This is a genomic window from Cryobacterium sp. PAMC25264, assembly GCF_019443325.1.
Classification (GTDB): domain Bacteria; phylum Actinomycetota; class Actinomycetes; order Actinomycetales; family Microbacteriaceae; genus Cryobacterium.
On sequence record NZ_CP080383.1, the window covers coordinates 2,201,650 to 2,227,865 of the forward strand.

Sequence of the window (26,216 nt, forward strand, 5' to 3'; positions counted from 1 at the left end):
GAGACGCACAGGCGCCTCACCTCACGACGTGGAGCCGAAAGCTCTCCCGTTCGCCCGCGTCGTTGGTGTCGTGGCCGTGCGCGGCGAGCACCGACAGCCGCACGAGGTCGGCCCCGCGCAGCCCCGGCCAGCCCTGCACCAGGCGGCGCCACTCGCTCGGCACCGCCGCCATGCCCCACCGGGCCGCCAGCAGGGCGCCGGCGATGCCCGCCACGGCGTCGGTGTTGCCGCCTCCGCGCACCGCGGCCTCGACGCCCTGGCGATAGTGGCCGGCATCCGAGGAATCGGTTCGCACGATGGCCGACCAGGCGCCCTGCAGCGCCTGCACCACCCAGCCGTTACGGGTGAAGTCGCGCGGCTCGCGGCGTTCGGCGTGTCCGATCCGTGCCGCCCAGAGCTCCCGCCGGCCCGGCGAGAGCGTGCCAAGCCCCACGCGCAGGTCGAGTTCGCCCTCCAGGACGGCGTGGCGGATCGCGAGGCCCCAGAGCACGCAGGCGTCCCCGGCATCCGTCTCGCAGTGGGTGAGTTCGCTCAGCCCGCGAGCGGCGTCGGCGAGGGCGTCGGGGTCGTGCAGATAGGCCAGAGCCACCGGCGCGGTACGCAGCAGGCACCCGTTCCCGGCGCTGCGGCCGATGCGGTCGTGCTGGTCGCGGGCGGCCCGGCGCACCGCCTCGGCGGTCGGCTCCGAGTTCCGGCGCCCCGAGTCCGGGCGCCCTGATTCGGCGGACAGGGCGGCCGCCAACTGGATGCCGGCGAACGGGGCCGTCGTGGACCAGTCCACCCACTCGGCCACGATGAGATCGAGGGTGGCCTCGTCACGCAGGTCGAGGCCGTCGGCCGCGGCCCGCGCCACGGGGACCGCTAAGGCGGTGTAGTCGGTCCACTCCCCGCGCGCCCAGTGCGCGCCACCGCCGCCGCGCATTCCCACCGCAACGGTGGGAGCCAGTGGCCCGGCGAAGTCGTACCCGGCGCCCAGGGCATCGCCGCAGGCCATGCCGAGCAAGACCGCTGACGAACGATCGTGTTGGGGGATCGACAGTTTCATGCGTACTCCTTCGGGTTGAGTGCGACCGCGGCAGCATATGCCCAAAGCCGTTCCCCCGACAGGTGCCCGCCTGCGCCAGAACGGGGGCCACGGCTGTCATGCGGCGACATCGGAATATCACCGGGGCCGCCGGACTTGTTAACCTCGACGTATGCCTTTCCGGCCAGAACAGCGCCGGAAGCGGCACCTCGACCAGAGCCAGCACCAGCACCAGCACCACCGCCACCAGCAGGCCACAAGCCAGCGATCAGCAATTGGATGAACATTCACATGAAGCGCCACCTCGTCTCCGCCACCGTCCTCACCCTCGCCGCAGCGGTAGCCCTGGCCGGCTGCAGCGCCTCAGCGGGTGACTCCGGCGGCGCCTCCGGCTCCACGACCGGCACGGACGACTCGCTCAGTTCGGTTCTCGAGTCCGGCACGCTCACGATCGGCACCGAGGGCACCTACCGGCCGTTTTCTTTCCACGCCGACGGCTCCGGCGACCTCACCGGGTACGACGTCGAGGTGGCCACGGCCGTCGCCGACCAGCTGGGCGTCAAAGCGAAGTTCGAAGAGACCCAGTGGGACGCCATTTTCGCCGGCCTCGAGGCCGGCCGGTTCGACACCATCGCCAACCAGGTCTCGATCACCCCCGAGCGTGAGGCGGCCTACACCTTCTCCGCGCCGTACACCTACTCCACCGGCGTCATCGTGGTGCCGTCCGACAACACCTCGATCACCTCCTTCGACAGCCTGAACGGCAAGACCACGGCCCAGTCGCTCACCAGCAACTGGTACACCCTGGCCACCGAGAGCGGCGCCACCGTGCAGTCGGTGGAGGGCTGGGCGCAGTCGGTCGCTCTTGTCGAGCAGGGCCGGGTGGACGCCACCGTGAACGACAAGCTCACCTACCTCGACTACAAGAAGCAGACCGGCGCATCCGGCCTCAAGATCGCCGCCGAGACCACCGACCGGTCGGAGAGCGCCTTCGCCTTCGCCCAGGGCGGCACGGCCCTGGCCGACGCCGTGACGGATGCTCTCGCCACCCTGAGTGCCGACGGCACCCTGGCCGCGATCTCGGACACCTACTTCGGGGCCGACGTCTCGAAGTGAGCCAGTCCACCTGGCAGTTGATGCTCGATTCGCTGTGGCCGTTGCTCCACGGTGCCATCACGGGAACCATCCCGCTGGCGCTGTCGTCGTTTGCGATCGGGTTGGTACTCGCCCTCGGGCTGGCGCTGATGCGTCTGTCACGCCGGCGCTGGCTCTCGTCGATCGCCCGCGTCTACATCTCGGTGGTGCGCGGCACGCCGCTGCTCGTGCAGCTGTTCGTGATCTTCTACGGACTGCCGTCCCTCGGCATCGTGATCGACCCGTGGCCCAGCGCCATCGTGGCGTTCTCGATCAACGTGGGCGGTTACGCGGCCGAGGTCATCCGCGCCGCGATCCTCTCGGTGCCCAAGGGGCAGTGGGAGGCGGCGTACATGATCGGCATGTCGCACCGGCGCGCCCTCACCCGGATCATCCTGCCGCAGGCGGCCCGGGTGTCGGTGCCTCCCCTGTCGAACACCTTCATCAGCCTGGTCAAGGACACCTCCCTGGCCTCTCTGATCCTGGTCACCGAGCTGTTCCGTGAGGCGCAGCAGGTGGCCGCGTTCAGCCAGCAATTCATGGCCCTGTACCTGGAGGCCGCGCTGCTCTACTGGGTGATCTGCCTGGTGCTCTCCAGTGGCCAGGGCGTGCTCGAGAAGCGATTGGACCGCTATGTCGCCCACTGACCAGAATCTCCTGACCGTCCGCGGCCTGCAGAAGAGCTTCGGCGCCAACCGGGTGCTCACCTCGATCGACCTCACGGTGGCCCGGGGCCAGGTGCTTGCCCTGATCGGGCCGTCCGGTTCGGGCAAGACCACGGTGCTGCGCTGCTTGAACGGGCTCGAGGTCGCCGACGGCGGCCGCATCGAGATCGCCGGGGCGGATGCGGCGGCCACGGCCATCGACTTCGACGCGGCGACCGCCGCGGGCAAGCCCGTGCCCCGGAAGGCTCTCGGCGCCCTGCGCGACCAGTCGGCCATGGTCTTCCAGCACTACAACCTGTTCCCGCACAAGACCGTGCTGGAGAACGTGATGGAGGGTCCCGTCATCGTGCAGCGGCGCCCGCGCGCCGAGGTCGAGGCCGAAGCCCTCCAGCTGCTCACCCGGGTGGGCCTGATCGACAAGCGCGACAGCTACCCGTTCGAGCTCTCCGGTGGCCAGCAGCAGCGGGTCGGCATCGTTCGGGCCCTGGCGCTGCGCCCGGCCCTGCTGCTCTTCGACGAACCCACCAGCGCCCTGGACCCCGAGCTCGTGGGTGACGTCCTGCGCCTGATCAAGGAGCTGGCCGCCGAGGGCTGGACCATGGTCATCGTGACCCACGAACTCGAATTCGCCCGGGAGGTGGCCAGCGAAGTCGCCTTCGTCGACGGCGGCACCATCGTGGAACACGGCGACCCGCGCCAGATGCTGCGCAACCCGCAGCACGAACGCACCCGCCAGTTCCTGCACCGGCTGTTGTTCCCGTTCTAGCCCCGTCCAGCCGGGGGCGGCTGGGTCGGTGCCCTAACCTGAACAGATGAGTTCTGCAGCCCTCGCCGAGGCCCCGATCGACCGCCGCCCGACACCCACACGACGCACCGTCGGACTACTGCGGATCATCCTGGCTCTGGTGGTGCTCGCGGCGATCGTCACCCAGATCAGCGACGAGCTCCTGCACGACGCCTTCGACCCGGCCGCCTACTTCGGCTACTTCACCATCCAGTCCAGCCTGATGAACGTGGTCGTCCTCGCGGTCGGCGGCGTGCTCGCCCTCCGCCTGGCCGCCGAGCCCGAACTGCTGGCACGGGTGCGGATGTCGACGCTCAGCTACGCCGTGATCACCGGCGTCGTCTACAACCTGTTGCTGCGCAACCTGCCGGCGGACGGCAGCTACGTGGGAATCAGCTGGCCCAACGAGGTGCTACATGTCTGGGCGCCCGCCCTGATCCTGCTGGACTGGCTGTTGGCTCCCGGGCGCCCGGCCCTGGCCTGGAAGCGCATCTGGTTCGCGCTCATCTACCCGCTCGCCTGGCTGGCCTACGCGCTGCTGCGCGGCGCCTTCACCGACTGGTGGACCTACCCGTTCCTCAACCCCGGCGAACCCGGCGGCTGGTCGTCGGTGCTGCTTTACATCCTGGTGATCGCAGCCGTCATCATCGGCATCTCGGCCGGCGCGATCGGCTTGAGCCGGCTGGGACGCCGCGAGGGCACCCGGTTGGCCCCCGACCTGGCCTGATCCGCTCGGTCTTCACCTCCCGTTCACCCCGTTGGGGCAGACTGTCCCGATTCGCACGTTCGTGAACTTCGGGAGGGCATCATGACCAGTCCAGTCACAGACTCCGGCCACATCGGCGCCGACGGCGCCTACGCCGACCTCATCGCCCACAACGGCCACCTGCTCGCCGGAGCCGTCGCGGTGATAGCCGCCGGCGAAGGCCCGCTCGTCGTGCACGGCCCCGGTGCCGAGCACCACACTTCTCTGGTGCTCGCCCTGGCCTTCCTCGCCGCCGGCGTACCCGACGACGAGGCCGTGGCGGCGGCGCTCACCGCCGAACCGCATCCGGCTGCGCTCCGCCAGGCCCTGGCCGATGTCGCCGCACTCGGCGGCGTAGAGCCGTACCTGTTGCGGAACGGACTCACGGTGACCCATTTCCTTGCCCTCCGCGAGCGTTTCGCGGGCGACGACGCCGGTTTCGCGGCGGGAGATGTGAGCTGAGGGCTACCGGCTGAGCACCAGCCGGCGTTCCCTCAATGCGAGGAACAGCGGGAAGACGAAGGCGAACGCCGTCACCAGGCCGAGCACGACGTAGGCCCAGCCTGCCCGCATGCCCAGGCGGCGCGCCTCGACGATGATCAGGATGCTGCCGGCGATGGCCGTGACCAGCAGATCGGTGGTCAGCGACGAAACGGCCGGTCCGCTCATGGTCCAGTCGCCGATGAAGTCGCTGGCCTCGGCGATCGCCTGGATGTTCCAGGTCCAGGTGCCGATCAGGCCCACGACGGCCAGTGCCAGGTAGACGAAGACGAGGGTGGTCCAGCCCGCGCCGGCTGGTCGGACGGTGGGCTCTGAGTGTGGGCTGGTCATGAACACAGTGTGCCGTGATCTGGGTCAGACCGCCGGGCCGTCGATGAGCGTGGCGGCGGCGCTGTGCGTCGCGCCCGAGACATCCACCCAGTCGATGGTCACGGTCGCGCCCGGGGTGTCGGTGTTGACCCCGCCGGCCGCCGCGGCGTCGATGGCGTCCACGATCTCGAGGGCGTCCTCGATCGGGATGGCGTAGCCGGTGATGGTGGTGCTGCCCGAGGAGGCGGCGGTGTCGATGCCGACCACCTCGCCGTCGGCGTCATAGAGCGGCCCGCCGGACTCACCCGACTCGATGTCGGCATCCACCTCGATGAGGCCGGTGAGGTCTTCGGCGTTCGTGCCGTCGGAGTTCGTGCCGTCGGAGTCCTGTGCGGTGATGGACTGCTCAAGGCTGAGCACGGTTCCCGGGGCGGCCGTGAGGGTTCCGGTGCCGCCGGCGTTGCCCACGCCCGTGACCGCGTCGCCGACGGCGACGTCGCCGGAGGTATCGAGATCGGCCGTGGCGAGGCCGCTCGCGTCGACGAGTTCGAGCACGGCGATGTCTTCGGTGGCGTCGGTGCCGACGACCTCCGCGGTGTATTCGGTGCCCGTGGAGACCACGGTGACGGTGATGCTGGTGGCGCCCTCCACGACGTGGTTGTTGGTGAGGATGCGGCCGTCCGAGGTGAGGATGAGCCCCGTGCCTGCGGCCTCGGAGCTCTCGTAGCCGAGCACGGTGTCGATGACGACGACACCCACGGACTGCGCGGTCGTGGCCGTGGTGGTGTCCAGAGTGGTGGACCCTCCCCCGCCGGAGCGGACCGACGGGCCACCGGAGCCCTGGGCGCCGTACCCCTGGCCGCCGTATATCTGGGTGGCGGGGTCCTGGGTAGTGGGGTCCGGGGTGGTGGCGGTGCTCTCCGACCGGCTGGTCGTCTCGGCCGCTGCGGCGGTTCGCTCGATCGCGCGGGCGGCCGAGTACAGGCCGGTTCCGGTGGCACCCACTACGAGCGCCGCCGCCAGGCCCATGGCGACGATGTCGCCGGTGCGCCAGCGCGCGCGGTGGGAGGGCTCGGGTGCCGGGTGGGTCTCGATTGCCGGATGGGTCTCAGGTGCCGCGTGGTTCTCGGGTGCCGTGCCGGGCTGGCTCATGACTGTGTCCTTTCCTGGGGCGACCGGGAACCGTTCGCGTCTGGACTCAGACAAGCCGTCGAAGCTATGGAGGAGCTATGACACAGCCACGGAGGTCCTGTCGATCTCGCTGTAGCCCTGGGGCGTCACCCGGATCTGCAGCTTCGCCGGGATCTGCTCCTTCATCGACTCGACGTGGCTGATCAGGCCGATGGTGCGCCCGCCGGCACGCAGGCTGTCGAGGGTACTCATGGCCGTCTCGAGCGTTTCGGCGTCGAGGGAGCCGAATCCCTCGTCCACGAAGAGGGTGTCCAGGGTGATGCCGCCGGCCTGGTTGGAGACCACCTCGGCCAGTCCGAGGGCCAGGGCGAGCGAGGCCAGGAAGGTCTCGCCGCCGGACAGGGAGTGTGTGGCCCGCGCACGTCCGGTGTGTTCGTCGCGGATCGCCAGGCCCAGCCCGGCCTGGCTGCCGCGGTACTGCAGGGCGTCGTCGTGCTCGAGGGCGTAGCGGCCGCCGGTCATGGTGCGCAGCCGATTGTTGGCGGCCGCGATGATCTCTTCGAGCTGGGCCGCGAGCACGTAGGTCTCGAGCTTCATGCGCTTGGTGTTGGGGTCGTCGCCGTGCACCACGGCGGCGAGCTGGCGCACCTGCGCCTGCGTGGCCAGCAGGTCGGCGGCCCTCTCCAAACGGGCGCGCGCATCCGCCACCAGAACGGTGAGCGACGAGCGACGCTCCCGCAGCGACTCGCGCCGGGTCAGGGCCTCGTCGCGTCGGGCGGCGGCTGCGTCCCGGACGTTCCGCAACGGCTCCAGGTCGATGGGGTCCTCCGGCAGCCCGGCGAGATCGGGTTCGGCGAGCACACCGCGGGTGGCGGCGAGCTCGTCGTCGTAGGCCCGGATGCTGCGCTCGTGCCGCTCGACCGCTGCGGGTGCCAGGCGCGCGGCCACGGCCTCGGCCTCATCGGTGAAGCCCTCCTCGCCGAGCTGGCGGCCCAGGGCGTCGGTGGCGGCTCGTTCGGCGCCGCGGGCGGTGCCGGCGGCGGCCAGAGCGTCGGCCAGTGCCCGGGCGGCGTCGAGTTCGACCTGCAGCCGGGCGGACCGGTCGGTGACGCTGTCGAAACCGGCCCGGTGCAGGCGCACCCGGGCGGCCAGGCTGTCCCGCTCGCTGCGCTGCCCGGCCAGGTGCACCGTGGTCTCGTCTCGCGCCAACTGCAACGGGGCCAGGGCGGACTGGGCCTGGTCTTGGGCGGCGCGGAGCCGGGCGAGTTCGGCCTCGAGTCCGGGAATGCGCTCGCGGTGGCCGGCGGCCGTGGCCAGGGTCTCCCGTGCGGTGCGGAGAGCGCCGTCGAGGTCGTCGGAGTCGCGGGTTCCGGCGCGCGTCTCTGCCTCGGTGAGCAGGGTCGCCACGGCCTGGGAGGCCGCGCGGGCGTCGTCGACAGCAGCCTGGCGCTGAGTCATCAGGCGCCGGGCTGCGGCCAGGTCGGCCTCGGTGACAGGCTCGGTCTCCTGCGGCTTGGGCGCGGGGTGTTCCGTCGACCCGCAGACCGTGCACGGTTCGCCGTCGACGAGTCCGGCGGCCAGCTCGACGGCAAAGCCGCCCAGCCGGCGGTCGACGAGATCCTGGTAGGCCTGGGCGGCGGCCGTGTTCGCGGCCACGGCCTCACGCTCGGCCCGGTGCACACCCACGAGCTCGGTGTCGAGCCTCTGCATGTCCTCGGCCGCTGCGAAGGCTTCCGTCGCCCGCGCCACGGCGGCCTCGGCGCTGGAGACCTGCGCGCCGCCGAGACTGGCCACGGCGAGGGCGTCGGTGGCGGCCACGATGCGTTCCGGCAGGGCCAGGAGTGACAACCGGGCCTGATCGAGGGCTTCGGACTGCTCGGCCGCCTGCTGCTCGAGGGCGCTGATCTGCGCTTCGAGCTGCGGAAGCCGAACCTCGTCGGCGAGCACGTCGGCGAGGCCGCCGAGCTGGCGGAGCCTGTCGTCGATCACCAGAGTCAGAGCGGCGGCATCGCCACCAGTGTCGGCATCCGCATCGCCAGCAGCATCCGCGAGCAGTCGTCGCCAGGCCGACCGTGCTGTGGCCTCGATGCCGTCGGCCGCGGTGACCTGCTCCCGCGCATCCGCGAGGGCGCGCACCTGCGGCCAGACGCGGGCGGCCCGCTCGGCCAGGCGCAGAGTCTCGCGCACGGCGGCGATCTCGCCGGCGCGTTCCTCGAGGGCGGCCAGGGTGCGCTCGGCGGCGTCCCGGCGGTCCTGGCGGCGGCGTCGGTCCTCGGCGTCCGCGCAGTCGATCGTGGCTGTCGCCAGCGCGGCGGCGGCGGTCTGGGCCCGCCGGGTCGCCGCGGCGAGGCGGGTCTCCACAGCGTGCAGTCCGGCCACGAACCAGTCCAGGTCGGGCCGATCGGGGCCGGATAGATCAGCGGCGTCGGTGTCGGGATCGTCGGCGTCCGCAGGGTCTTCCGCTCGGTGGAGCTGGCGCAGCGCGGACTCAACGAGGGCGCCGATGTCGCGGTTCACGGCGGCCAGGTCGTCGTCGAGTACCTTGCGGCGCGAGATGAGCACGGCCTCGAGCTGTTGGAACCGCAGCGTGCCGAACAGGGTGCGGAGCACCGTCAGCCGGTCGTCGGTCTTGGCCAGCAGGAACCGCTGGAACCGGTTCTGCGCGAGCAGGATCACTTGCAGGAACTGGTCTTTCCGAAGCGGCAGGATCAGGTCGAGCTCCTGGGCGACGTCCACGGGCTTGGCCGCCAGGCCCTCCCAGCCGTCGGCGCCGAGCCGCTCGAGCCGGGCCTCAGGTTTGGCCGGCGTGGTGCCCGTGCCGCGCTTCTTGGGCTTGTCGTAGGCCGGGGTGCGGTAGAGCCGATACGTCTGGGCGCCGAGGGTGAACTCGACCTCCACGAAGCTCGGGTCGTCGGGCTCGCAGTGGTCGCTGCGCAGGCGCAGTTCGCTGCCGTCGAAGCGGGGCACCGACCCGTAGAGGGCGAAGCAGATCGCGTCGAGGATGCTCGATTTGCCCGCTCCGGTCTTGCCGGTGATGAGGAAGATGCCGTCGGCGTCGAACGTGGTGAAGTCCACGTGTTGCTCGTTCTTGTACGGCCCGAACCCGGCCAGGCGCAGCCTGGTGATCTTCACGGCGACGCCACCTCGGCCAGCACGTCGGCGACGAGGTCGTGCTCGAACTCGGTCAGGCCCACCCCGTTCCGAACGAACTCCAGGAACCCGTCCACGATGTCCCGGTCGCTCTTCTGGTGCACACGCGCGGCGTAGCTGGACGCATCCGCCGTCACCTGCACCGTGGGCCGGTGCTCCAGCGTGACGCAGGAGGGGAACCGCTTCTGCAGGGTGCGCATGCCGTCGAGGGGACGCACCCGGTCGGTGAGCACCGCGGCGACCCAGTCCTGCTCGAAGGCGGCGAGGGTCTCGTCGGTGACAAGGTCTTCGAGGTCGCCGGTGAGCACTCTCAGGCGGCGGGGCACCGGCAGGTCCACCCATTCCACCTCGGCCAGGCCGGCCGCGTCGAGGTCGACGAGCCAGCCGCCGCGGGGCTTGTCGGCCTCGGCGAAGGAGTAGTGCAGCGGAGCGCCCGAATAGCGCACCCGGTCGGTGATGCGGGCGCGGCCGTGGATGTGGCCGAGTGCCACGTAGTCGGGGCCGTCGAAGACCGCGGCCGGCACCAGGTCGAGGCCGCCGGCGCTGATGTCGCGCTCCACGTCGCTGGCCGACACACCGGCGGCGAAGCAGTGCGACAGCACAACGGAACGGCCGCCCCGTTCGGCCAGGTCGGCGCGCACCTGGCGCATGGCCAACCCCAGCACCTGCTCGTGGGTCTTGAGGAGTTCGTCGGGGTAGTGGTGGCGCACCAGCGCCGGTTCGAGGAACGGAATGCCGTAGAAGTGCACCGGACCGTGCTCGTCGTCGATGCTGACGGGCGTGCGGTACTGGTCGAACCGGGTGATCACGTGGATGCCGGCCAGCGCGGTCCACTCCGACTGGAAGCCCAGGCGCGTGGCGGAGTCGTGGTTGCCGCTGGTCATGACGACGCGAGCACCGGTCGCGTGCAGCTTGGCCAGGGTGCCGCCCAGCAGGGCGTAGCTGTCGGCCGAGGGCATCGCCGAGTCGAAGATGTCGCCGGCGACCGCGACCACGTCGACGTGCCTGTCGCGCACGATGTCGACGAGGGCGTCGAGAACGACGCGCAGGTGGTCGAGGGTCTGGTGCGTGTGGAAGGTGCGCCCGATGTGCCAGTCACTCGTGTGCAGGATCTTCATGTCGTCCACGCTACCGCCGGCCACCGACACGGGCCGTCCGGCACGGCCCGTCCGGCACGGCGGGGTGGCCGGGCACGCGTGTACATTGCCCGGCAACAGGACAATACCGACAGGAACAGGACCGAGAGAACAGGGAGGCAGCACCATGGCGCGTGTCAGCGGGAAAGTCGCACTCATCAGTGGTGGAGCACGCGGGCTCGGCGCCGCCATGACCCGGCGCCTCGTGGAGGAGGGCGCACGGGTGGTCGTGGGCGACGTGCTCGACGAGGAGGGCGGGGCCCTCGTCGCCGAGCTCGGCGACGCCTGCCGGTTCGTGCACCTCGATGTCACGCGCGCCCAGCACTGGGACAACGCCGTTGCGGCGGCGGTGTCCGAGTTCGGCGGTCTCGACGTGCTGGTCAACAACGCCGGCATCGTGAACTTCGGCTCGATCGAGGAGTACACCCTCGAATCCTGGAACAGCATCATCGCGGTCAACCTCACCGGGGTGTTCCTCGGCATCAAGGCCGCCGTTCCGGCGATCATCCGCTCGCCGGCGGGGTCGATCATCAATGTCTCGTCGACCGCCGGGCTGCAGGGCTACGAGGCCCTTCCCGGCTACGTCGCCGCCAAGTACGGGGTGCGCGGGCTGACCAAGGCCGTGGCGCTGGATCTCGGCAAGTACAACGTGCGGGTGAACTCGGTGCATCCTGGCGCCATCGCCACCCCCATGACCGAGGGTCTGAACCTGCCGCAGAACCACGTGGCGCTGCACCGGGTGGGCCAGCCCGTTGAGGTGGCAAACCTGGTGCTCTTCCTGGCCAGCGACGAGTCGAGCTTCTCCACCGGTGCCGAATTCCTCACCGACGGCGGCGAGCTGAGCGGCCTCTCCCACTACGAGTAGCGCCGTCACGGGTAGCGCCGTCACGAGGTCCACCCGCGGTCCCGCAACCGACGGGCGATGCGCGCCACCAGGGCCGCCGGGTCGTGCAGGTCGTCGTCGGTGAACTGCAGCACCTGCCAGCCGTTGTCTTCGAGGCGTCCGATGCGGCGGATGTCGGAGCGCCACTGCGCCCGATCGGTGCGGTGGTGGTCGCCCTGGTACTCGAGGAACAGCTTGTACTCGGGATAAACGAGGTCACCGCGGCCCAGGAACCGGCCCTGGGGGTCGAACGCCCGGTAGTTGCACTCGGGTTCGGGCAGGCCGGCGAGCACGATGATGACGCGGAGCACCGACTCGCGCGGCGACTCCGAGCGGGTGCGCAGCAGCGGCAGGGCGGCCCGGGCCAGGGCCAGGCCCCTGCGGCCGGGGTAACGCGCCAGCGCGTCGGCGAGCTCACCCCGGGTGAGAACCGGAGACTCCCAGTACAACAGGTGGTCACCGACGGCCACCAGTTCCGCCAGGGTGAGAAGCGCCGCGAGATCCAGCCAGGTGCGCGCCGGACCGGTGAGACGCAGTGGACCGCGGTCGACGAGATCGTCCGGATCGATGCGCAGACTGTGGCCGACGACATCGCGCCTGTCCATGGCCGGAGCCGGGGCAGGGACGCCGACATGAACCGCACGCACTCGCGCAAACCGGGACGGCACGGGCAGGCGGAGCAGGAGAGCGGCCGTGCCGTGGGTGAAGAAAGCGTCCGGAGGCATCCGCACCAGGAGCGCCGTGCAGAGCCCAACCCGAAAGGCACGGTCCGCCCAGCCGTTCGGGAGTGGTGTGCGTTCGGTCACCGGTCGAGGGTGCCTCAGATCAGTGCCCTCCCGCCGAAGTTCTCCACACGTTCCAGGTTCATTTCGGAAGAAAGCACAGTCGCGGGGCCGTCACACCCTGCAAAGTTCCGAAGTCAGTGCCAGATGCGAGCTGAAACGCACCGAAACGATGCAGGAGAGGCCCCGGAAACTGTCGACCCGCATCCAGAGATCTTTGTTTGTCTGTGTTTCGGTTGACTTTCAAAAACAAACGGGTCTAAAGTCAGGCATAACAACTTTTGGCGCGGTCCCCCCGGCCGCGCGCACCTGAGTTCTCACCGTCGAGGAGGCCCGATGTTCGCCGAAGAGCGTCAGTCGATGATCGCCGAGATGGTGTCCGGCTTGAGTCGGGTCACCGTCAACGAACTCGCCGTCCGCTTCGACATCACGCCGGAGACAGTGCGCCGCGATCTCTCCGTCCTCGAGCTAAGCCGGCACCTGCGGCGGGTGCACGGCGGCGCCGTCGCCATCGACCGGCTGAGCATGTCCGAGGCCAGCCTCGAAGAGCGCCAGACCCAGCGCCACGACGAGAAGGCCCGCATCGCCGCCGCCGCCCTCGACATGATCCCCGCGAGCACCACCGGGTCGATCATCCTCGACTCGGGCACCACCACCGAGCTGCTGGCCGACCGACTGCTCGACTGGACCCCCGCGAACGGCGGCGACCAGCTCCTGGTCATCACCAACGCGCTCCCCATCGCCTACAAGCTCGCCGCCAACGAAGCCATCTCGCTGCAGATCCTCGGCGGCCGGGTGCGCGGCCTCACCCGCGCCATCGTGGGCACCCGCACCACCCAGCAGCTCGACGCCATGCGCCCCGACATCGCCTTCGTCGGCGCCAACGGTGTAGCCGCCGACTTCGGCTTCAGCACCCCCGACTCGGTCGAGGCCGCCGTGAAGACCGCCATCGTGCGCTCCGCCCGCCGCGTCGTCGCCCTCGCCGATTCCTCCAAGCTCGACCAGGAAACCCTGGTCAGGTTCGCTGCACTGAGCGATATCGACGCGCTCATCACCGATGCTCCCCTTCCCCCAAACTTGCCGCAGCCCTGGCCGCGGCGGATGTCGAGGTCGTAATCGCATGATCGTCACACTCACCCCCAACCCCAGCCTGGATCGCACCATCGAGCTTGCCGGCCCCCTGGCCCGCGGCGACGTGCAGCGGGCCGTTGACGCACACCAGGAACCCGGTGGCAAGGGCGTCAACATCTGCCGGGCCCTCGAGGCCTCCGGCATTCAGAGCCTGGCGATCCTGCCCGGCGACCCAGAAGACCCGGTGCTGATCGCACTGGCCGCCCAGGGCATCCCCCACCTCGGCCTGCCGATCAACGCCACCCTGCGCAGCAACATCGCCATCACCGAACCCGACGGCACCACCACCAAGGTGAACGAGCCGGGCCCGGCACTCACTCTCGACCAGCAGAAAGCGCTCATCGAACTGGTCCTCGAGAAGGCCGAGGGCGCCTCCTGGCTGGTCCTGGCCGGATCGCTGCCACCCGGAGTGCCCGACGCGTTCTACGCCGACCTCACCCGGGAGCTCAAGACCCGCTTCGGCGCCAACGCCCCCAAGGTCGCCATCGACTCCTCCGGCGCTCCCCTGGCCGCGGCCGTCGCCGCCGGTCCCGACCTGCTCAAGCCCAACGCCGACGAACTCGCCGAGCTCACCGGCCTCTCCGACCCGGACAGCCTCGAGGCCGATCCGCACCTGGCCGCCCGTGCGAGCCAGACCCTGATCGCTGCCGGAGTCGGCGCAGTGCTGGCCACCCTCGGCGCCAAGGGCGCGCTGCTGGTCACCGCTGACGGCTACTGGTTCGCCACCCAGCCCCCGATCGTCGCGGTCTCCACCGTCGGCGCCGGAGATTCTTCGCTGGCAGGTTTCCTGCTGAGCGACCTGGCCGGGGCATCCGCTCCGGACTGCCTGCGACAGGCCGCCGCCCACGGCGCGGCCGCCGCATCCCTGCCCGGCTCAACCGTGCCGGCCCTCAACCAGACCAACCCCACAGCCGTCACCGTGACGGCATTTGCTACACATCCAAAGGAGGATGACCAGTGAGTGCACTGATTACCCCAGAGCTCGTCGCTTTGGACAAGAACCTCGGTGACGCACCGGCGACCGTGATCCGGCACCTTGCCGAGCTCGTGGCCGGCGCCGGACGGGCCACCGAGATCGAGGGCCTGTACGCAGACGCCCTCGCTCGCGAGGCGAAGACCTCCACCGGCATCCCCGGCGGTCTCGCGATCCCCCACTGCCGGTCCGCAGCGGTGACCGAGCCGACGCTCGCCGTCGCACGTCTGTCCCAGCCGGTCGACTTCGGCTCCGCCGACGGCCCCGCCGACCTGATCTTCATGATCGCCGCCCCCGAAGGCGCCGACCAGGACCACCTCAAGATCCTCTCGAAGCTGGCCCGCTCGCTGATGAAGTCGGACTTCACCGCCGCCCTCCGCGCGGCGAAGAGCCCCGAAGAGATCGTCACCCTGGTCACCGACATCGTCGCGCCGGTCACCGCAGGCGCCGAATCCCACTCCGCGCCGGCCGCCGCCGCACCGACCGGAACCGGCACCACCGGCGCCGCCACATCCGGCACCCGCAGCCTCGTGGCCGTCACCGCCTGCCCCACCGGCATCGCGCACACCTACATGGCAGCGGATGCGCTCGTCGCAGCCGCCAAGGAGATGGGCATCGACCTGCAGGTCGAGACCCAGGGCTCAGCCGGTGCCACCCCGCTGGCCGCCTCGGTCATCGACGCCGCCGACGCCGTGATCTTCGCGGTCGACGTGGACGTGCGTGACAAGGGCCGGTTCGCCGGTAAGCCCGTCATCCAGTCGCCCGTCAAGCGCGCCATCGACGAGCCCAAGAAGATGATCCAGGACGCCCTCGCGGCCGTGGACAACCCCAGCGCCCGCCGCGTCAGCGGTGGCGGCGCCGCGGCATCCGACTCGGTCAGCGAGAACGAGCACCTGGGCCAGAAGGTCAAGCGCGCCCTGCTCACCGGTGTCAGCTACATGATCCCGTTCGTCGCCGGTGGAGGCCTGCTCATCGCCCTGGGCTTCCTGCTCGGTGGCTACAAGATCACCGAGGTCGCCGACACCGTCGTGCTCCAGAACAGCCTGTGGAACCTGCCTGAGGGCGGCATGCTGATCTACCTCGGCGCGGTCCTGTTCAAGATCGGCGCCCTGTCGATGGGCTTCCTGGTTCCGGCGCTGGCGGGTTACATCGCCTACGGAATCGCCGACCGCCCCGGTATCGCTCCCGGCTTCGTCGCCGGTGCGGTCTCCGGCTTCATGGGTGCCGGATTCCTCGGCGGCATCGTCGGCGGTCTGCTCGCCGGTGTCGCTGCGGCCTACATCGGTTCCTTCAAGGTGCCGAGCTGGCTGCGCAGCCTGATGCCCGTTGTGATCATCCCGCTGCTGGCCTCGATCTTCGCCTCCGGGCTGATGTTCCTGGTGCTCGGTGGACCGATCGCCTGGCTCACCGCCGCGCTGAGCGACTGGCTGAACGGCATGACCGGCGCGTCGGTCATCATCCTGGGCCTGATCCTGGGCCTCATGATGGCGTTCGACCTCGGTGGTCCGGTCAACAAGGTCGCCTACTCCTTCGCCGTCGCCGGCCTCGGCGCAGCAACCCTGGCCAACCAGGCGCCGTGGCAGATCATGGCCGCGGTCATGGCCGCCGGCATGGTTCCGCCGCTCGCGATGGCTCTGGCCACCGTGCTCGACCGCAAGCTGTTCAGCCCGGTCGAACGCGAGAACGGTAAGGCAGCCTGGCTGCTCGGTGCGTCCTTCATCTCCGAAGGCGCCATCCCCTTCGCCGCAGCTGACCCGCTGCGCGTGATCCCGGCCAGCATGCTCGGCGCGGCCACCACCGGTGCGCTGACCATGGCCTGGGGTGTCACCTCGAAGGCGCCGCACGGAGGAATCTTCGTGTTCTTCGCCATCGAGAACGTTTTGGGCTTCATTCTGGCCATCGTGATCGGCACGATCATCTCCGCCCTAGCGGTAATCGCGCTCAAGCGCTACGTCCGAAAGGCCCCGACTGCGGAGTCCATCCAGCAGAACAACACCCTGGTGAACGCCTAATATTAGGGGGCACCATTAACGCCTAAAAGCCGACGAATTGAGGAAGTTCCGTGCAGAGTTTCACAGGAGTAGGGGTCAGCCCCGGCAGGATCGTAGGATCCGTCCGGCAGATGCCCAAGGCCGTGAGCGAGCCGCCAGCAGGAGAAAAGCTGGCCTCGTCGACGACGGCAGAGGATGCCGCCGTCACGCTTCGCACGGCCGCGAAGGTGGTGCAGGCCGAGCTCAAAGAGCGCTCGGTCAGCGCCACCGGCGCGGGTAAGTCGGTTCTCGAGGCCACCGCCCTGATGGCGGCTGACCCGATGCTCATCAAGGGCGCCGTGAAGCTGATGACCAACAACGGTACCTCCGCCGAGCGTGCGATCTGGGAGTCCGCGGCATCCGTGGCTGAAATGCTGCACAACCTCGGCGGCTACATGGCCGAGCGGTCCACGGATGTGCTCGACGTGCGCTCCCGCATCGTCGCGGAGCTCCGCGGCGTGCCGGCTCCGGGTATCCCGGCGTCAGACACCCCGTTCATCCTCGTGGCCGATGACCTGGCTCCGGCCGACACGGCCACGTTGAACCCGGCTCTGGTGCTCGCGCTGGTGACCTCCGGTGGTGGCCCGCAGTCGCACACCGCGATCATCGCCCGTGCATTGGGCCTGCCCGCCGTGGTCGCCGCGGCCGGTGTCGAAACCATCAGCGACGGCACCAGTGTGTACGTGGACGGCGCGGCCGGCAGCATCTCCGTCGACCCCGACGCCGACCAGGTCGCCGCCGCCGAGGCGTGGGCCACGACCGCTGCGACCCTCGCCGTGTTCTCCGGCGAAGGCGTCACCGCCGACGGCCACCTCGTGCCGCTGCTCGCGAACGTGGGCGGCGCCGCGGATGCCGTCAAGGCCGCCGCCGCGGGCGCGCAGGGTGTCGGGTTGCTCCGCACCGAGTTCTGCTTTCTGGACCGCGACGAAGAACCCACCCTGGACGAGCAGGTCACCGCGTACCGCGGTGTCTTCGACGCGTTCGCCGGCAAGAAGGTCGTCGTGCGCACCCTCGACGCCGGCGCCGACAAGCCCCTCCCGTTCCTCACCGACGCGTCAGAGCCCAACCCGGCACTCGGCGTGCGCGGCTACCGCACCGACTTCACCTCCCCCGGAGTGCTCACGCGTCAGCTGGCCGCGATCGCGACCGCCGCCGAGGGCACCGAAGCGGATGTCTGGGTGATGGCTCCGATGATCTCCACCGCCGAAGAAGCCGGCGACTTCGCCCGCATGTGCACCGACGCCGGGTTGAAGACGCCCGGGGTGATGGTGGAGGTTCCCTCCGCCGCGTTGACGGCCGAGACCATCCTGGGCCAGGTGCAGTTCGCCAGCCTGGGCACCAACGACCTCACCCAGTACGCCATGGCCGCCGACCGGCAGCTCGGCCCGCTCGCGGCGCTGAACACACCGTGGCAGCCCGCCGTGCTCCGGTTGATCCAGCTGACCGTCGCCGGCTCCGTCGCCGAGGGCAACAACAAGCCCGTCGGTGTCTGTGGCGAGGCCGCGGCCGACCCGGCCCTCGCAGTGGTCCTGGTGGGCCTGGGCGTGAGCACCCTCTCGATGACCGCACGGGCACTCTCTGCCGTCGCTGCGGTGCTCAAGACCGTCACCGTCGAAGACGCCCAGCGCCTGGCCGGCATCGCCCTGGCCGCACCGACCGCCACCGCGGCCCGCGACCTCGTGCGCGCCGAACTGCCCGCCCTGGCCGAACTCGGCCTCTAGCAGACCTGCAATACAGTTGTAATCCGTACCGTTTCAGGAGGAACCATGTCAGAACGTAACGCCACCATCGCCAGCCGCGTCGGCCTGCACGCCCGCCCCGCGGCGATCTTCGCCGAGGCCGTCGGCGCACTGCCGCTCGAGGTCACCATCGCACTCGAGGGTGACCCGGCCGAGGATGCCATGGATGCCTCGAGCATCCTCAGCCTGATGAGCCTGGGCGCCGCAAACGGCCAGGTCGTCGTGCTGCGCGCCGAGGGCGATGGAGCGGACGAGGCTCTCGAAGGCCTCGTCAAGATCCTCGAGACGGACCTCGACGCCGAATAGGCTCGGCACCACCCGCTCAACACCGAACAGCTCGCCCGTGATCCACGGGCGAGCTGTTCTGTGTCTCCCGGTCGAGGCTTCCCGGCCGAGTTCTAGAAGCCTCAGGTGATCTTCAGGTATGGGGCCCTCACCGCAGCTAGGGTGACGACTATCCCTCAATGACGAGAGTAAGGAACACCATGACCGACCAGATGTCCAACACCACCCCGCCCAGCGCCGAACCCGACCTTTCAGGCCCGCCGTCCCGCAGCATCCAGGACTGGACCGACCTGGGCAAGGAGATGTGGTCCTATCTGACCGGCAAGAGCGCGGTGATCGACTATAGCTTCATCGACATGACCGTGGAGGTTCCACGGGACATCGGCCCGGATGCGCCGCGGGCCACCTGGAAGCTCAACGGCACCCTGCGGGTGACCACGAGCGAGGCTCCCGGCGGGGCCGCACCCGCATCCTCCTCCCGCACCGACTAGCCCCGTGGCCGACACCACAACGCGCCTCGACATCGATCTGCGCTTCTCGCTGGACGAGCCTGGAGGGGACCGCGAGCCGCTCGTCGGCACCGTCACCGCGTCCGGCGTGGAGATCGAGGTGTTCCTGAGCAACCCCGAGCGCTTCCTGCACACCCATTTCACGTCGCTGAGCGATTTGCGTACCGTGGCGGCGGGCCTGGCCGAAAAGTCCCTTGTGCTGTCGGTATCCGGACCCGACGGCGTGATAGCCCGGATGGGGGCGGTGCAGGCTCCGCTCGCCCAGCGGATGGTGACCCGCTCGCCGCATCTGATGCTGGGAACCGCAGCGGCGGTGAGCTCTCTGCTCAGGCACTGGCGTCAACCTCCTCCTCCCGAGCAACGCGTGCAGCTGCCACCGACCACCCCATTCCCCTGGTTCCGACGGTCTCCCGCCGCATCAGGAACCGTGTCACGACCACCCATTACACTCCGGGTGCCGGGCGCCCCCGTCTGATCTTCGTCGTGGGTTCAGAGAACTGGGACGGCCGTCCTCCCCGCGAGTTCAACCTGTTGCCCGGCGTCACCCGCATCGGCAGTGGCACCGACGCCGACCTGCGCCTGGACGGGCTCGACCTTCAGCACGCTGAGATCCGGCACGACGAGAACGACGAATACGTTCTGTATGCGTACGGCAGCGTCGGCGGTGGATCGAGCACGATGCGGCCGGAACAGGGGCTGGTCCTGCGTACCGGCGCCCGTATCGAGATGGGGCGCTGGCGCATGGGCTTCTTCCGCGAGGAATATGCCGACCATGGCCGGCCCTACGGCGGCCGGCTCGGCGGGGAACTCTCGGTGCAGAAGCCCCAGCCGGACCGCCGGTCGCAGCCGCGCTGACCTAGCTGCCCGACGCAGCAGGCACCGCGGGCTGCTCGGTCTCCTCCGGACGCCGGGCCGTGAGCCGCAGCGTGGCGACCAGGCCGATGACCAGGAATCCGGCAGCCGCGTACGCCGAGTACCGGGTGCCCTCGCTGAAGGCTTCCTTGGCGGCCTCGGCCACGGCGGGGCTCTGGGCCTGCAGGGCCGGGATGGCCGCGCCGGCGCTGTCGACGACGGCATCGACGATCTGGGTACTCGTGGCCGCAGGCACGTCGAGGTCGGCCAGCTTGGCATCGAGCGACAGACCCACAGAGGTGAACAGCACGGTGCCCAGAACGGCGATGCCGAGGGCCGAACCGATCTGCCTGGCCGTGCTCGAGGTGCCGGACCCCTGGCCGCTCTGCTCGATGGGCACGTCGCCGAGCACCACCCCGGTGAGCTGCGCGGTGGCCAGGCCCACTCCCAGTCCGTAGACGAACAGGAACGGAACGATCACGAGCCACGTCGCATCCGCCGTGATGACGGTGCCCAGGCCCGCGACGCCGATGATCTCGGCGAGGATGCCCACCCGCACGATGGTCAATGGGGTGACCTTGTTGCCGAAGGCTCCGGCCAAGCCGCTGGCCACGAACGAACCGATGGCCAGGGCCAGCAGCACGAAGCCGGTCTGCAGGGCGTCGTAGCCGAGCACGTTCTGCAGCCAGAGCGGCAGCGAGAGGATGATGCCGAACTCACCCAGCGACACGATCAGGGCGGCGATGTTGCCGTTGCGGAACGATGCGATCCGGAAGAGCGAGAAGGCCAGCAGGGTGCTCTTGCCCACGCGCTGACGGCGGATTCCCCACCAGATGAAGGCGGTGCCGGCCAGCAGGGTGATCAGGAACATGATCGGGATGATGGACAGCTCGAACGGCCAGGTCCAGTCGCCGATGGTGGGCGCGGTCTTGGTAAGCCACCAGCCGTAGGTGCGGCCCTCGATCAGGCCGAAGACGAGGGACGCGCTGGTGATCACGGACAGTACGGCACCGACCACGTCGATGCGGCGGGGTTCGCCGGCGTCCTTGGACTCGGAGACGAAGATGAGCACGCCGACGACGATGACCAGCCCCAGCGGCACATTGATGCCGAACGCCCAGCGCCAGGAGAAGTAGGTGGTGAGCCAGCCGCCGAGGAGCGGGCCGACCGCGACCATGCCGCCGATGGTGGAGCCCCAGATGGCGAACGCGATACCGCGGTCGCGCCCCCGGAAGGTGGCGTTGATCAGCGACAGCGTGGTCGGCAGCACCATGGCGCCGCCGACGCCCTGCACGAGCCGGGAGGCGATGAGCAGGTCGCCAGTCTGGGCGAGGGCGGCGAGCACCGAGGCGGCCGCGAAGATCACGACGCCGGTGAGCAGGATACGCCGACGCCCGTAGCGGTCGGCCAACGACCCGAAGACCAGCAGGAGCGCGGCGAAGACCAGGGTGTAGCTCTCCTGCACCCACTGCACCTGAGTGGAGGTGATGCCGAGGTCATCGACGATCGACGGGATGGCGACGTTGACGATGGTGGAGTCGACGATGATCAGGGCAACGGCGATGCTGATGAAGACCAGGCCGAACCAGCGGCGACGTGCGCCGGTCATGCGCGCACCAGCTCGGATGCGTTGAGTCGCCGGGGCGCGGGAACCCGCACCACCACGGTCACGACCACGACGGCGACCACGGCGACGATGGCGGCCACTGCCGTGGGGGTGGAGAGCAGGTCCCCGGTGAGCCGGGCGAAGGCCACCCAGGCCAGGCCCCAGCAGAGGGCGAGGGTGGGGGTGAGCCGGCCTCGGCCGATGACGGCCAGCAGCACGCCAACCAGCCCGGCGACGGCGATCACCACGACTCCCCAGACATCCGGCGACAGGCCGAACCCGGTGAATCCGGCCGCCACCAGCACCGCGGTGATGTTCGCTGCCGTGGCCACGCAGACCCAGCCGAGGTAGAGGCCCAGGGTGCCGTCCACGAGGACGGTCTCGACGAGGGTGCGCGGTCGGGTGTCCTGGACGATCAGGAAGATCCAGACGAGCACGGCCAGTAGCAGCACGATCACGGGCACACTGAGCCAGAGCAGGTCGAACTGCACGCTGAGGATCCAGGCCGCGTTGAGCAGGAGCGACGCGGCGATGGCGTAGCCGAGCCGGCGCTGCCGCGGATCGGTCTTCTGCCGGGGCAGGAACTGCCAGATAGCGTAGAGCACGAGGCCCGCGTAGATCGGCGTCCAGATCGCGAAGGCCGGACCACCGGGGGCGATGGGCGTGGCATCGGCGGCCAAGGCGCCGCCGGAGGCTGTCTGGATGGGCGTGCCGCCCGCGGCTCCCGAGCCGATGAACGATCCCACCAGGGCGAGAATGGCGCTGAGCAGAACGGTGCCTTGGCGAAGCAGGTCTCGGGACGCTGTCATGGGGATCTCCTTTATGCCGACGTGTGTGCGGTCGCGCGCAGATCAATTGATCAGCTAGCTGACTAAACCACGGTAGCAGTACGGTGAAGGGGTGACCACTCCCGAATTCGAATCCCCGGACGCCGCATCCGCCGGCGAGGCGATGGCGCAGTGGCCCAACGGCCGGCTGCTCTCCACCGCGGCCCGACTCGTGGAGCACGCCTGGGTGGAGGCGCTCGCGTCGCTCGGTCTCACCCACGCCGGCCTCATCGTGCTGCACCTGCTGGGCCCGGGAGCTCGCAGTCAGACCGAACTGGCTCGGGAGGCTCGGGTGCAGACCCAGACCATGTCGCGCACGCTCGACAGGCTCGAGCGAGAGGGGCTCATCGCGCGTATCCGGGACGAACGCGACGCCCGCCGCCACCTGGTGACACGCACGGATGCCGGCACCGCGGCCTGGCGGCAGGCCCGCACGCTCGAGGCCGATGTGTTTCCCCCGCTCGAGAACGCCGACGAGCTGCGGGCCGCGCTGTTGCAGATCATCGCCGCGTCATCGGCCCGGCGCTGGTGAGACCGCCCCAGCGCGGCGACGGGGCCAGAGCGACCTGACCATCTTCTCCAGCCGGCGCAACGTCTTCCGGACATCGGCGAGCACCACGTCGACGGTGTCGTCGGGCTCCTCGGTCCGCGCCAACAGTAGCCCGTAGACCAGGGTGTTCTCGCCGGCCTCGTGGGCGGTCTGGCCCGCTCGTTCCACCTCCTCGAGCAGCAGCTGCCTGTCGCGCCGGTCGCCGAGCCGCTTCACGAGGGGCTTGGCGACCCCGGCGATGTCGTCGTACCGGCCGCGGAGTTCGTCGAACCTCGCGGCGGCCTTGTCGAAGGCCTTCGCGCTCTTCCTGGCGGCCTTCTTCGCCGTTTTCTTCGTCGCCGAGATGTCGGGCTCGAGGCGCACCGGCTGTGCCTGGGCCACGGCCTCGGCGGCGTAGCGCAGGCGGCGCGCGGCCTTCCGCACCTCGTGCAGGGCAGGTTCGGGCGCATCCGCCCCGGCCACGGCGTCGGTGCGCTTCGCGAGCGTGCGCACGGCCCCGGCGAGGTCGCGCCGGATCTCGGCCGCGGCCGGGCGGCCGGCCTTCGGTCCGAACGGCGGCCACTCCGCAAACGCGTCCAGGGCGTCCAGCGTCCGGTAATACCGAGTGCTCAGCAGGTAGCCGCGCACGCCGTCGAGGGCCTCCGCGTGCTCGCGCCGCGCTCCCCCGACGAGACGGATATCGGCGTCCACTGTGGAGTGCGGGGCGGCGGCGGCGAGCTCGGCGGCCAGCCTGGCGCGGCGAACCTCGACGTCCCGCACGCGGCCCAGTTCGATTCCGAGGTGCTTGAGTTCGAAGCGCAGCTCGGTGACGGCGGTCTTCTCGAACAGGCGACCGTAGACCGCGAGCACGCTGCGCAGCCGGCGCACCGTCGTGCGCATCTTGTGCACGGCGTCTGGCGCATCCGCTCGCGCCAGGGGGTCGTTGGCGATCAGGGTGGCGGTGAGGTCGCGCAGGGCTCCCACGACGATCACGGCGGCAGACTCCGGGTCGAGCAGGGCGGGCGAGGGCAGCAGGCCCGGCAGCACCGGGCTCACGGCGAGGTCGGTGAGCGAGTCGACGCCCACCGCACGGGCGATCTTGGCCACGCTGGCCGACGGATGCGCGCCCGCCGCCGCCAGGGTCGCCTCGACGGCGTCGAGCAGGCGGGTGCGTTCCTTGCGGGTGTCGGGAGCACCGGCCAGCAGCTCCACCTCCCACTCCCGCCACTTGCGGTAGGTGCCTCCGCGGGCGTCGGAGGCCGCGACCTCGTCGTCGGCGACCTCGGCGAGAGGTTCGGCGTCGGAGCCCAGCAGATGCGTCGTGGTGCGCACGGTCGAGATGCGGGCCAGAGGCGTGAGCGCGCGGTCGCGCACGATGGCGCGCACCGGCTCGAGCACCTCGTCGGGCACTGTACCGGCATCGCCGGGCTCTCCTGACTCGCCGGTCTCGCCGGTCTGGCCGATATCGAGGGGCCAGTGCACTTCGGTGCGTCCTTCGTCGGCGGGGGTCTTCAGATGCCACCCGGCGTCACTTCCGCCCTCCCGGCGACGCAGCACGATGCGGTGGCGTGCGAGGTCCCTGGTGCCGGTGTCGTAGTACACCGCCGTCAGGGTGAACGGGTCGTGCGTCTCGACGGCCGTGACGCCGCGGATGCCCTGGAGTGGAGGCACCTGGCTGCCATCGGCGACGTCATACTTGCGTTCGATCTCGGTCTGTTCGCGCCCAGTCATGATTACTGTCTACTACCTTGGATGCATACGGCGGAACAACGTCGCCGTGCCAGACACGTATTGGGGGACACGATGACGGCGACAGAACCAGAGATCGGTGAGCCGCGCTGGTATGCCGATCCGCAAGGCGGGCCTGGCCTGCGCTGGTGGGACGGTACCCAGTGGACGGCGGCAGTGATGGGTCCGGCCGAGCTGGGTCCCCCGGTGCAACAGCCGTTGCCGGAAGGAACCCCGATCTATACCGCGAGCCTGTGGGCGATCGTCTTCCTGCCCCTGCTGGCGACGGCGGTGTTGCTGTCGATGCCGCTCCGGTTGTTCCCCGCCGACTTCGACCCCACCGCAGAACCGTTCGTGCCGCCGGTGGACCTGGCGGGCCTCGTGCGGAATCTTCTGAGCGTGGCCATCTACGCCGTATCCGTAGGATTGGCGTTCGCCGACCGGCGAGCGTTGGAGCGTGCCGGATACGTGCGCCCGTTCCACTGGGCCTGGTCGTTCCTGTCTCCGCCTGTCTACATCGTCGGCCGGTCTATCATCGTCCAGCGCCGCATCGGCCGCGGGCTCACGCCCATCTGGGTCTGGCTGGGTGTGGCCGTCATCGGACTCGTCGCCACCCTGATTCGCACCGTGGGGCTCTTCAGCCCCGTATTGGGGTGACCTAGCCCCGCAGCGGGGCGAGCGAGAAGACGACTCCGTGGTCGTGCAGCTCGATGCGCAGACGGTCTAGGCTCGGCACGACGAGGTCGGCGTCGAGTTCCTCGGCCGAGTGGGTGCCGACGACACCGATGGTGGCGCATCCGGCGGCTCGGCCCGCGGCCAGGCCGGCCGGCGCGTCTTCGATGACCACGCACTGGCGGGCGTCGATGCCGAGCCGGTCGGCCGCCTCCAGGAACGGGTCGGGCGCGGGCTTGCCCTTGACAGTGTCGTCAATGGTGACCACGGTCGCGGGTGTGTCGAAGCCCGTGGCGTTCAGTCGCACGTGGCAGAGGTCCCGGCTGCAGGAGGTGACGATGGCGCGCCGGCCCTCAGGGATGCTCGCCATCAGTTCCGCGGCACCCGGCAAGATGGTGATGTCATCGGTGTCGCTGAGCTCAAGCTCGGTAACCCGACGAATGGAGGACTCGACCTTTTCGGCGGACACGAGGTCGGCCACCATCTCCCGGGCCGGACGACCGTGCTGCACGCCGGAGAAGAGTGCGCCGAAGCCCATCTCGTCGGCCCAGCGCTGCCATGACCGGTTCACGGCCTTGGTCGAATCGACGAGGGTACCGTCCATGTCGAAGAGCACGCCCTGGAAGACGCGGCCCAGGACCGTGCGGGGGTCTGCGATGGCATCGGGATCCGCGTCGGGGTCTGCGCCTGCGCCTGCGTCCGCGTCAGAGGCAGGCTCGGCCTGAGGGACGGCCTTGAGCACCGAACGGAGAACGGACTCGATGTCGGCTTCACCCGGGGTCTCAGTGCTCGTGGCTGGTGCGCTCTCGGGGGTCGACATGGTGATCCTGATTCCGGAGCACGGTTGTGGTCAGCACCCCGCGGATGCGCACATGCCCCTCATTCGACCCTAACGAAGCCATTCCCGAGCCGGTAATTAACGCGGTATCCGCTTGGTCGAGCACGCCGGCACCGCTGGTCGAGCCCGTCAAGCCCCGGTGGTCGAGCCTGTCAAGACCCCGGTGGTCGAGCCTGTCAAAACCCCGGTGGTCGAGCCTGTCAAAACCCCGGTGGTCGAGCCTGTCAAGACCCCGGTGGTCGAGCCTGTCGAG

General features: G+C 69.9%; 25 protein-coding genes and 1 pseudogene. 16 read left to right on the plus strand and 10 right to left on the minus strand.

The features are described from left to right. Positions 1–16: 16 nt before the first annotated feature. Positions 17–1,045, minus strand: coding sequence for an ADP-ribosylglycohydrolase family protein (locus tag KY500_RS10140; protein ID WP_219900459.1), 1,029 nt, complete (start codon positions 1,043–1,045; stop codon positions 17–19). Between the two features lie 270 nt (positions 1,046–1,315). On the opposite strand from KY500_RS10140, the gene KY500_RS10145 reads away from it, so the two are divergent. The 5 genes from KY500_RS10145 to KY500_RS10165 all read left to right on the plus strand — a co-directional run bounded on the left by KY500_RS10145 (position 1,316) and on the right by KY500_RS10165 (position 4,814). Then, the gene (locus KY500_RS10145; protein WP_255579155.1) at positions 1,316–2,140 is read left to right on the plus strand and encodes an amino acid ABC transporter substrate-binding protein; all 825 of its coding nucleotides are present in this window, start codon (positions 1,316–1,318) and stop codon (positions 2,138–2,140) included. 20 nt (positions 2,141–2,160) lie between these two features. Continuing rightward, positions 2,161–2,805 (plus strand): amino acid ABC transporter permease, encoded by a 645-nt coding sequence (locus KY500_RS10150; RefSeq protein WP_066599842.1) that lies wholly within the window; start codon positions 2,161–2,163, stop codon positions 2,803–2,805. After that, on the plus strand, positions 2,792–3,589 hold the full coding sequence (locus KY500_RS10155; RefSeq protein ID WP_219900461.1) for an amino acid ABC transporter ATP-binding protein: 798 nt from the start codon (positions 2,792–2,794) through the stop codon (positions 3,587–3,589). The genes KY500_RS10150 and KY500_RS10155 overlap by 14 nt, the downstream gene beginning before the upstream one ends. 46 nt (positions 3,590–3,635) lie before the next feature. Continuing rightward, positions 3,636–4,334, plus strand: a complete 699-nt coding sequence (locus tag KY500_RS10160) for a Pr6Pr family membrane protein (RefSeq protein ID WP_219900462.1) — start codon at positions 3,636–3,638, stop codon at positions 4,332–4,334. 81 nt (positions 4,335–4,415) lie between these two features. Next, positions 4,416–4,814: a hypothetical protein gene (locus KY500_RS10165; RefSeq protein ID WP_219900463.1), complete on the plus strand. Its 399-nt coding sequence runs from the start codon at positions 4,416–4,418 to the stop codon at positions 4,812–4,814. Between the two features lie 3 nt (positions 4,815–4,817). Here KY500_RS10165 and KY500_RS10170 read toward each other — a convergent pair whose 3' ends face one another. The 4 genes from KY500_RS10170 to KY500_RS10185 form a co-directional block, all read right to left on the minus strand. Continuing rightward, positions 4,818–5,183 carry a DUF2834 domain-containing protein gene (locus KY500_RS10170; RefSeq protein ID WP_219900464.1) on the minus strand — a complete coding sequence of 122 codons (366 nt, stop codon included), beginning with the start codon at positions 5,181–5,183 and terminating at the stop codon, positions 4,818–4,820. A gap of 24 nt (positions 5,184–5,207) precedes the next feature. Then, on the minus strand, positions 5,208–6,314 hold the full coding sequence (locus KY500_RS10175) for a S1C family serine protease (RefSeq protein ID WP_255579157.1): 1,107 nt from the start codon (positions 6,312–6,314) through the stop codon (positions 5,208–5,210). A gap of 75 nt (positions 6,315–6,389) precedes the next feature. Then, positions 6,390–9,425 (minus strand): AAA family ATPase, encoded by a 3,036-nt coding sequence (locus KY500_RS10180; RefSeq protein WP_219900465.1) that lies wholly within the window; start codon positions 9,423–9,425, stop codon positions 6,390–6,392. After that, complete coding sequence (locus KY500_RS10185) at positions 9,422–10,561, minus strand: exonuclease SbcCD subunit D (protein ID WP_219900466.1); 1,140 nt, start codon at positions 10,559–10,561, stop codon at positions 9,422–9,424. Before KY500_RS10185 ends, KY500_RS10180 begins: the two co-directional genes overlap by 4 nt. Positions 10,562–10,706: 145 nt before the next feature. Here KY500_RS10185 and KY500_RS10190 point away from each other — a divergent pair, with 145 nt between their 5' ends. Continuing rightward, positions 10,707–11,444, plus strand: a complete 738-nt coding sequence (locus KY500_RS10190; RefSeq protein WP_219900467.1) for an SDR family oxidoreductase — start codon at positions 10,707–10,709, stop codon at positions 11,442–11,444. Positions 11,445–11,464: 20 nt separating this feature from the next. On the opposite strand, the gene KY500_RS10195 is transcribed toward KY500_RS10190, so the two are convergent. Then, positions 11,465–12,268 carry a hypothetical protein gene (locus KY500_RS10195; RefSeq protein ID WP_219900468.1) on the minus strand — a complete coding sequence of 268 codons (804 nt, stop codon included), beginning with the start codon at positions 12,266–12,268 and terminating at the stop codon, positions 11,465–11,467. A gap of 312 nt (positions 12,269–12,580) precedes the next feature. Here KY500_RS10195 and KY500_RS10200 point away from each other — a divergent pair. The 8 genes and pseudogenes from KY500_RS10200 to KY500_RS19290 all read left to right on the plus strand — a co-directional run bounded on the left by KY500_RS10200 (position 12,581) and on the right by KY500_RS19290 (position 19,766). Beyond that, positions 12,581–13,368, plus strand: a pseudogene (locus tag KY500_RS10200) (DeoR/GlpR family DNA-binding transcription regulator). Further along, positions 13,365–14,336 (plus strand): 1-phosphofructokinase family hexose kinase, encoded by a 972-nt coding sequence (locus KY500_RS10205; RefSeq protein ID WP_219900469.1) that lies wholly within the window; start codon positions 13,365–13,367, stop codon positions 14,334–14,336. Before KY500_RS10200 ends, KY500_RS10205 begins: the two are co-directional and overlap by 4 nt. Next, a complete protein-coding gene (locus KY500_RS10210) occupies positions 14,333–16,360 on the plus strand; it encodes a fructose-specific PTS transporter subunit EIIC (RefSeq protein ID WP_219900470.1) in 2,028 nt (675 codons plus the stop codon). The genes KY500_RS10205 and KY500_RS10210 overlap by 4 nt, the downstream gene beginning before the upstream one ends. A gap of 50 nt (positions 16,361–16,410) precedes the next feature. Then, positions 16,411–18,099, plus strand: coding sequence for a phosphoenolpyruvate--protein phosphotransferase (ptsP, locus tag KY500_RS10215; protein WP_219900471.1), 1,689 nt, complete (start codon positions 16,411–16,413; stop codon positions 18,097–18,099). A gap of 45 nt (positions 18,100–18,144) precedes the next feature. Beyond that, positions 18,145–18,423, plus strand: a complete 279-nt coding sequence (locus tag KY500_RS10220) for an HPr family phosphocarrier protein (RefSeq protein ID WP_219900472.1) — start codon at positions 18,145–18,147, stop codon at positions 18,421–18,423. A gap of 179 nt (positions 18,424–18,602) precedes the next feature. Continuing rightward, entirely contained in the window at positions 18,603–18,893 is a 291-nt protein-coding gene (locus KY500_RS10225) for a hypothetical protein (protein WP_370626794.1), read from the plus strand. Positions 18,894–18,897: 4 nt separating this feature from the next. After that, complete coding sequence (locus KY500_RS19285) at positions 18,898–19,386, plus strand: hypothetical protein (RefSeq protein WP_255579158.1); 489 nt, start codon at positions 18,898–18,900, stop codon at positions 19,384–19,386. Positions 19,387–19,394: 8 nt separating this feature from the next. Beyond that, positions 19,395–19,766 carry an FHA domain-containing protein gene (locus KY500_RS19290; protein ID WP_255579159.1) on the plus strand — a complete coding sequence of 124 codons (372 nt, stop codon included), beginning with the start codon at positions 19,395–19,397 and terminating at the stop codon, positions 19,764–19,766. A 1-nt stretch (position 19,767) separates the two neighbouring features. Here KY500_RS19290 and KY500_RS10235 read toward each other — a convergent pair whose 3' ends face one another. Then, positions 19,768–21,372 (minus strand): DHA2 family efflux MFS transporter permease subunit, encoded by a 1,605-nt coding sequence (locus KY500_RS10235; RefSeq protein ID WP_219900473.1) that lies wholly within the window; start codon positions 21,370–21,372, stop codon positions 19,768–19,770. Then, positions 21,369–22,178 carry a tryptophan-rich sensory protein gene (locus KY500_RS10240; RefSeq protein WP_219900474.1) on the minus strand — a complete coding sequence of 270 codons (810 nt, stop codon included), beginning with the start codon at positions 22,176–22,178 and terminating at the stop codon, positions 21,369–21,371. The genes KY500_RS10235 and KY500_RS10240 overlap by 4 nt, the downstream gene beginning before the upstream one ends. Before the next feature lie 91 nt (positions 22,179–22,269). Between KY500_RS10240 and KY500_RS10245 the strand changes: the two genes are divergently transcribed. Then, complete coding sequence (locus KY500_RS10245; protein ID WP_255579160.1) at positions 22,270–22,728, plus strand: MarR family winged helix-turn-helix transcriptional regulator; 459 nt, start codon at positions 22,270–22,272, stop codon at positions 22,726–22,728. Here the strand turns inward: KY500_RS10245 and KY500_RS10250 are convergent. Further along, entirely contained in the window at positions 22,708–24,456 is a 1,749-nt protein-coding gene (locus tag KY500_RS10250) for a CYTH and CHAD domain-containing protein (RefSeq protein WP_219900475.1), read from the minus strand. The genes KY500_RS10245 and KY500_RS10250 overlap by 21 nt on opposite strands. A 72-nt stretch (positions 24,457–24,528) precedes the next feature. Here KY500_RS10250 and KY500_RS10255 point away from each other — a divergent pair, with 72 nt between their 5' ends. Further along, positions 24,529–25,110, plus strand: a complete 582-nt coding sequence (locus KY500_RS10255; RefSeq protein ID WP_219900476.1) for a DUF2510 domain-containing protein — start codon at positions 24,529–24,531, stop codon at positions 25,108–25,110. Position 25,111: 1 nt separating this feature from the next. Here KY500_RS10255 and KY500_RS10260 read toward each other — a convergent pair whose 3' ends face one another. Beyond that, on the minus strand, positions 25,112–25,945 hold the full coding sequence (locus KY500_RS10260; RefSeq protein ID WP_219900477.1) for an HAD-IA family hydrolase: 834 nt from the start codon (positions 25,943–25,945) through the stop codon (positions 25,112–25,114). Between the last annotated feature and the right edge of the window lie 271 nt (positions 25,946–26,216).

Excerpts from the sequence above, each read along its gene's own strand:
- KY500_RS10260 (WP_219900477.1), bottom strand. The coding sequence starts at position 25,945 with ATGTCGACCCCCGAGAGCGCACCAGCCACGAGCACTGAGACCCCGGGT.
- KY500_RS10235 (WP_219900473.1), bottom strand. The coding sequence starts at position 21,372 with ATGACCGGCGCACGTCGCCGCTGGTTCGGCCTGGTCTTCATCAGCATC.
- KY500_RS10190 (WP_219900467.1), top strand. The coding sequence starts at position 10,707 with ATGGCGCGTGTCAGCGGGAAAGTCGCACTCATCAGTGGTGGAGCACGC.
- KY500_RS10250 (WP_219900475.1), bottom strand. The coding sequence starts at position 24,456 with ATGACTGGGCGCGAACAGACCGAGATCGAACGCAAGTATGACGTCGCC.
- KY500_RS10225 (WP_370626794.1), top strand. The coding sequence starts at position 18,603 with ATGACCGACCAGATGTCCAACACCACCCCGCCCAGCGCCGAACCCGAC.
- KY500_RS10205 (WP_219900469.1), top strand. The coding sequence starts at position 13,365 with ATGATCGTCACACTCACCCCCAACCCCAGCCTGGATCGCACCATCGAG.
- KY500_RS10140 (WP_219900459.1), bottom strand. The coding sequence starts at position 1,045 with ATGAAACTGTCGATCCCCCAACACGATCGTTCGTCAGCGGTCTTGCTC.
- KY500_RS10165 (WP_219900463.1), top strand. The coding sequence starts at position 4,416 with ATGACCAGTCCAGTCACAGACTCCGGCCACATCGGCGCCGACGGCGCC.
- KY500_RS10145 (WP_255579155.1), top strand. The coding sequence starts at position 1,316 with ATGAAGCGCCACCTCGTCTCCGCCACCGTCCTCACCCTCGCCGCAGCG.
- KY500_RS10160 (WP_219900462.1), top strand. The coding sequence starts at position 3,636 with ATGAGTTCTGCAGCCCTCGCCGAGGCCCCGATCGACCGCCGCCCGACA.
- KY500_RS10220 (WP_219900472.1), top strand. The coding sequence starts at position 18,145 with ATGTCAGAACGTAACGCCACCATCGCCAGCCGCGTCGGCCTGCACGCC.
- KY500_RS10150 (WP_066599842.1), top strand. The coding sequence starts at position 2,161 with ATGCTCGATTCGCTGTGGCCGTTGCTCCACGGTGCCATCACGGGAACC.
- KY500_RS10240 (WP_219900474.1), bottom strand. The coding sequence starts at position 22,178 with ATGACAGCGTCCCGAGACCTGCTTCGCCAAGGCACCGTTCTGCTCAGC.
- KY500_RS10185 (WP_219900466.1), bottom strand. The coding sequence starts at position 10,561 with ATGAAGATCCTGCACACGAGTGACTGGCACATCGGGCGCACCTTCCAC.
- KY500_RS10255 (WP_219900476.1), top strand. The coding sequence starts at position 24,529 with ATGACGGCGACAGAACCAGAGATCGGTGAGCCGCGCTGGTATGCCGAT.
- KY500_RS10175 (WP_255579157.1), bottom strand. The coding sequence starts at position 6,314 with ATGAGCCAGCCCGGCACGGCACCCGAGAACCACGCGGCACCTGAGACC.
- KY500_RS10170 (WP_219900464.1), bottom strand. The coding sequence starts at position 5,183 with ATGACCAGCCCACACTCAGAGCCCACCGTCCGACCAGCCGGCGCGGGC.
- KY500_RS10155 (WP_219900461.1), top strand. The coding sequence starts at position 2,792 with ATGTCGCCCACTGACCAGAATCTCCTGACCGTCCGCGGCCTGCAGAAG.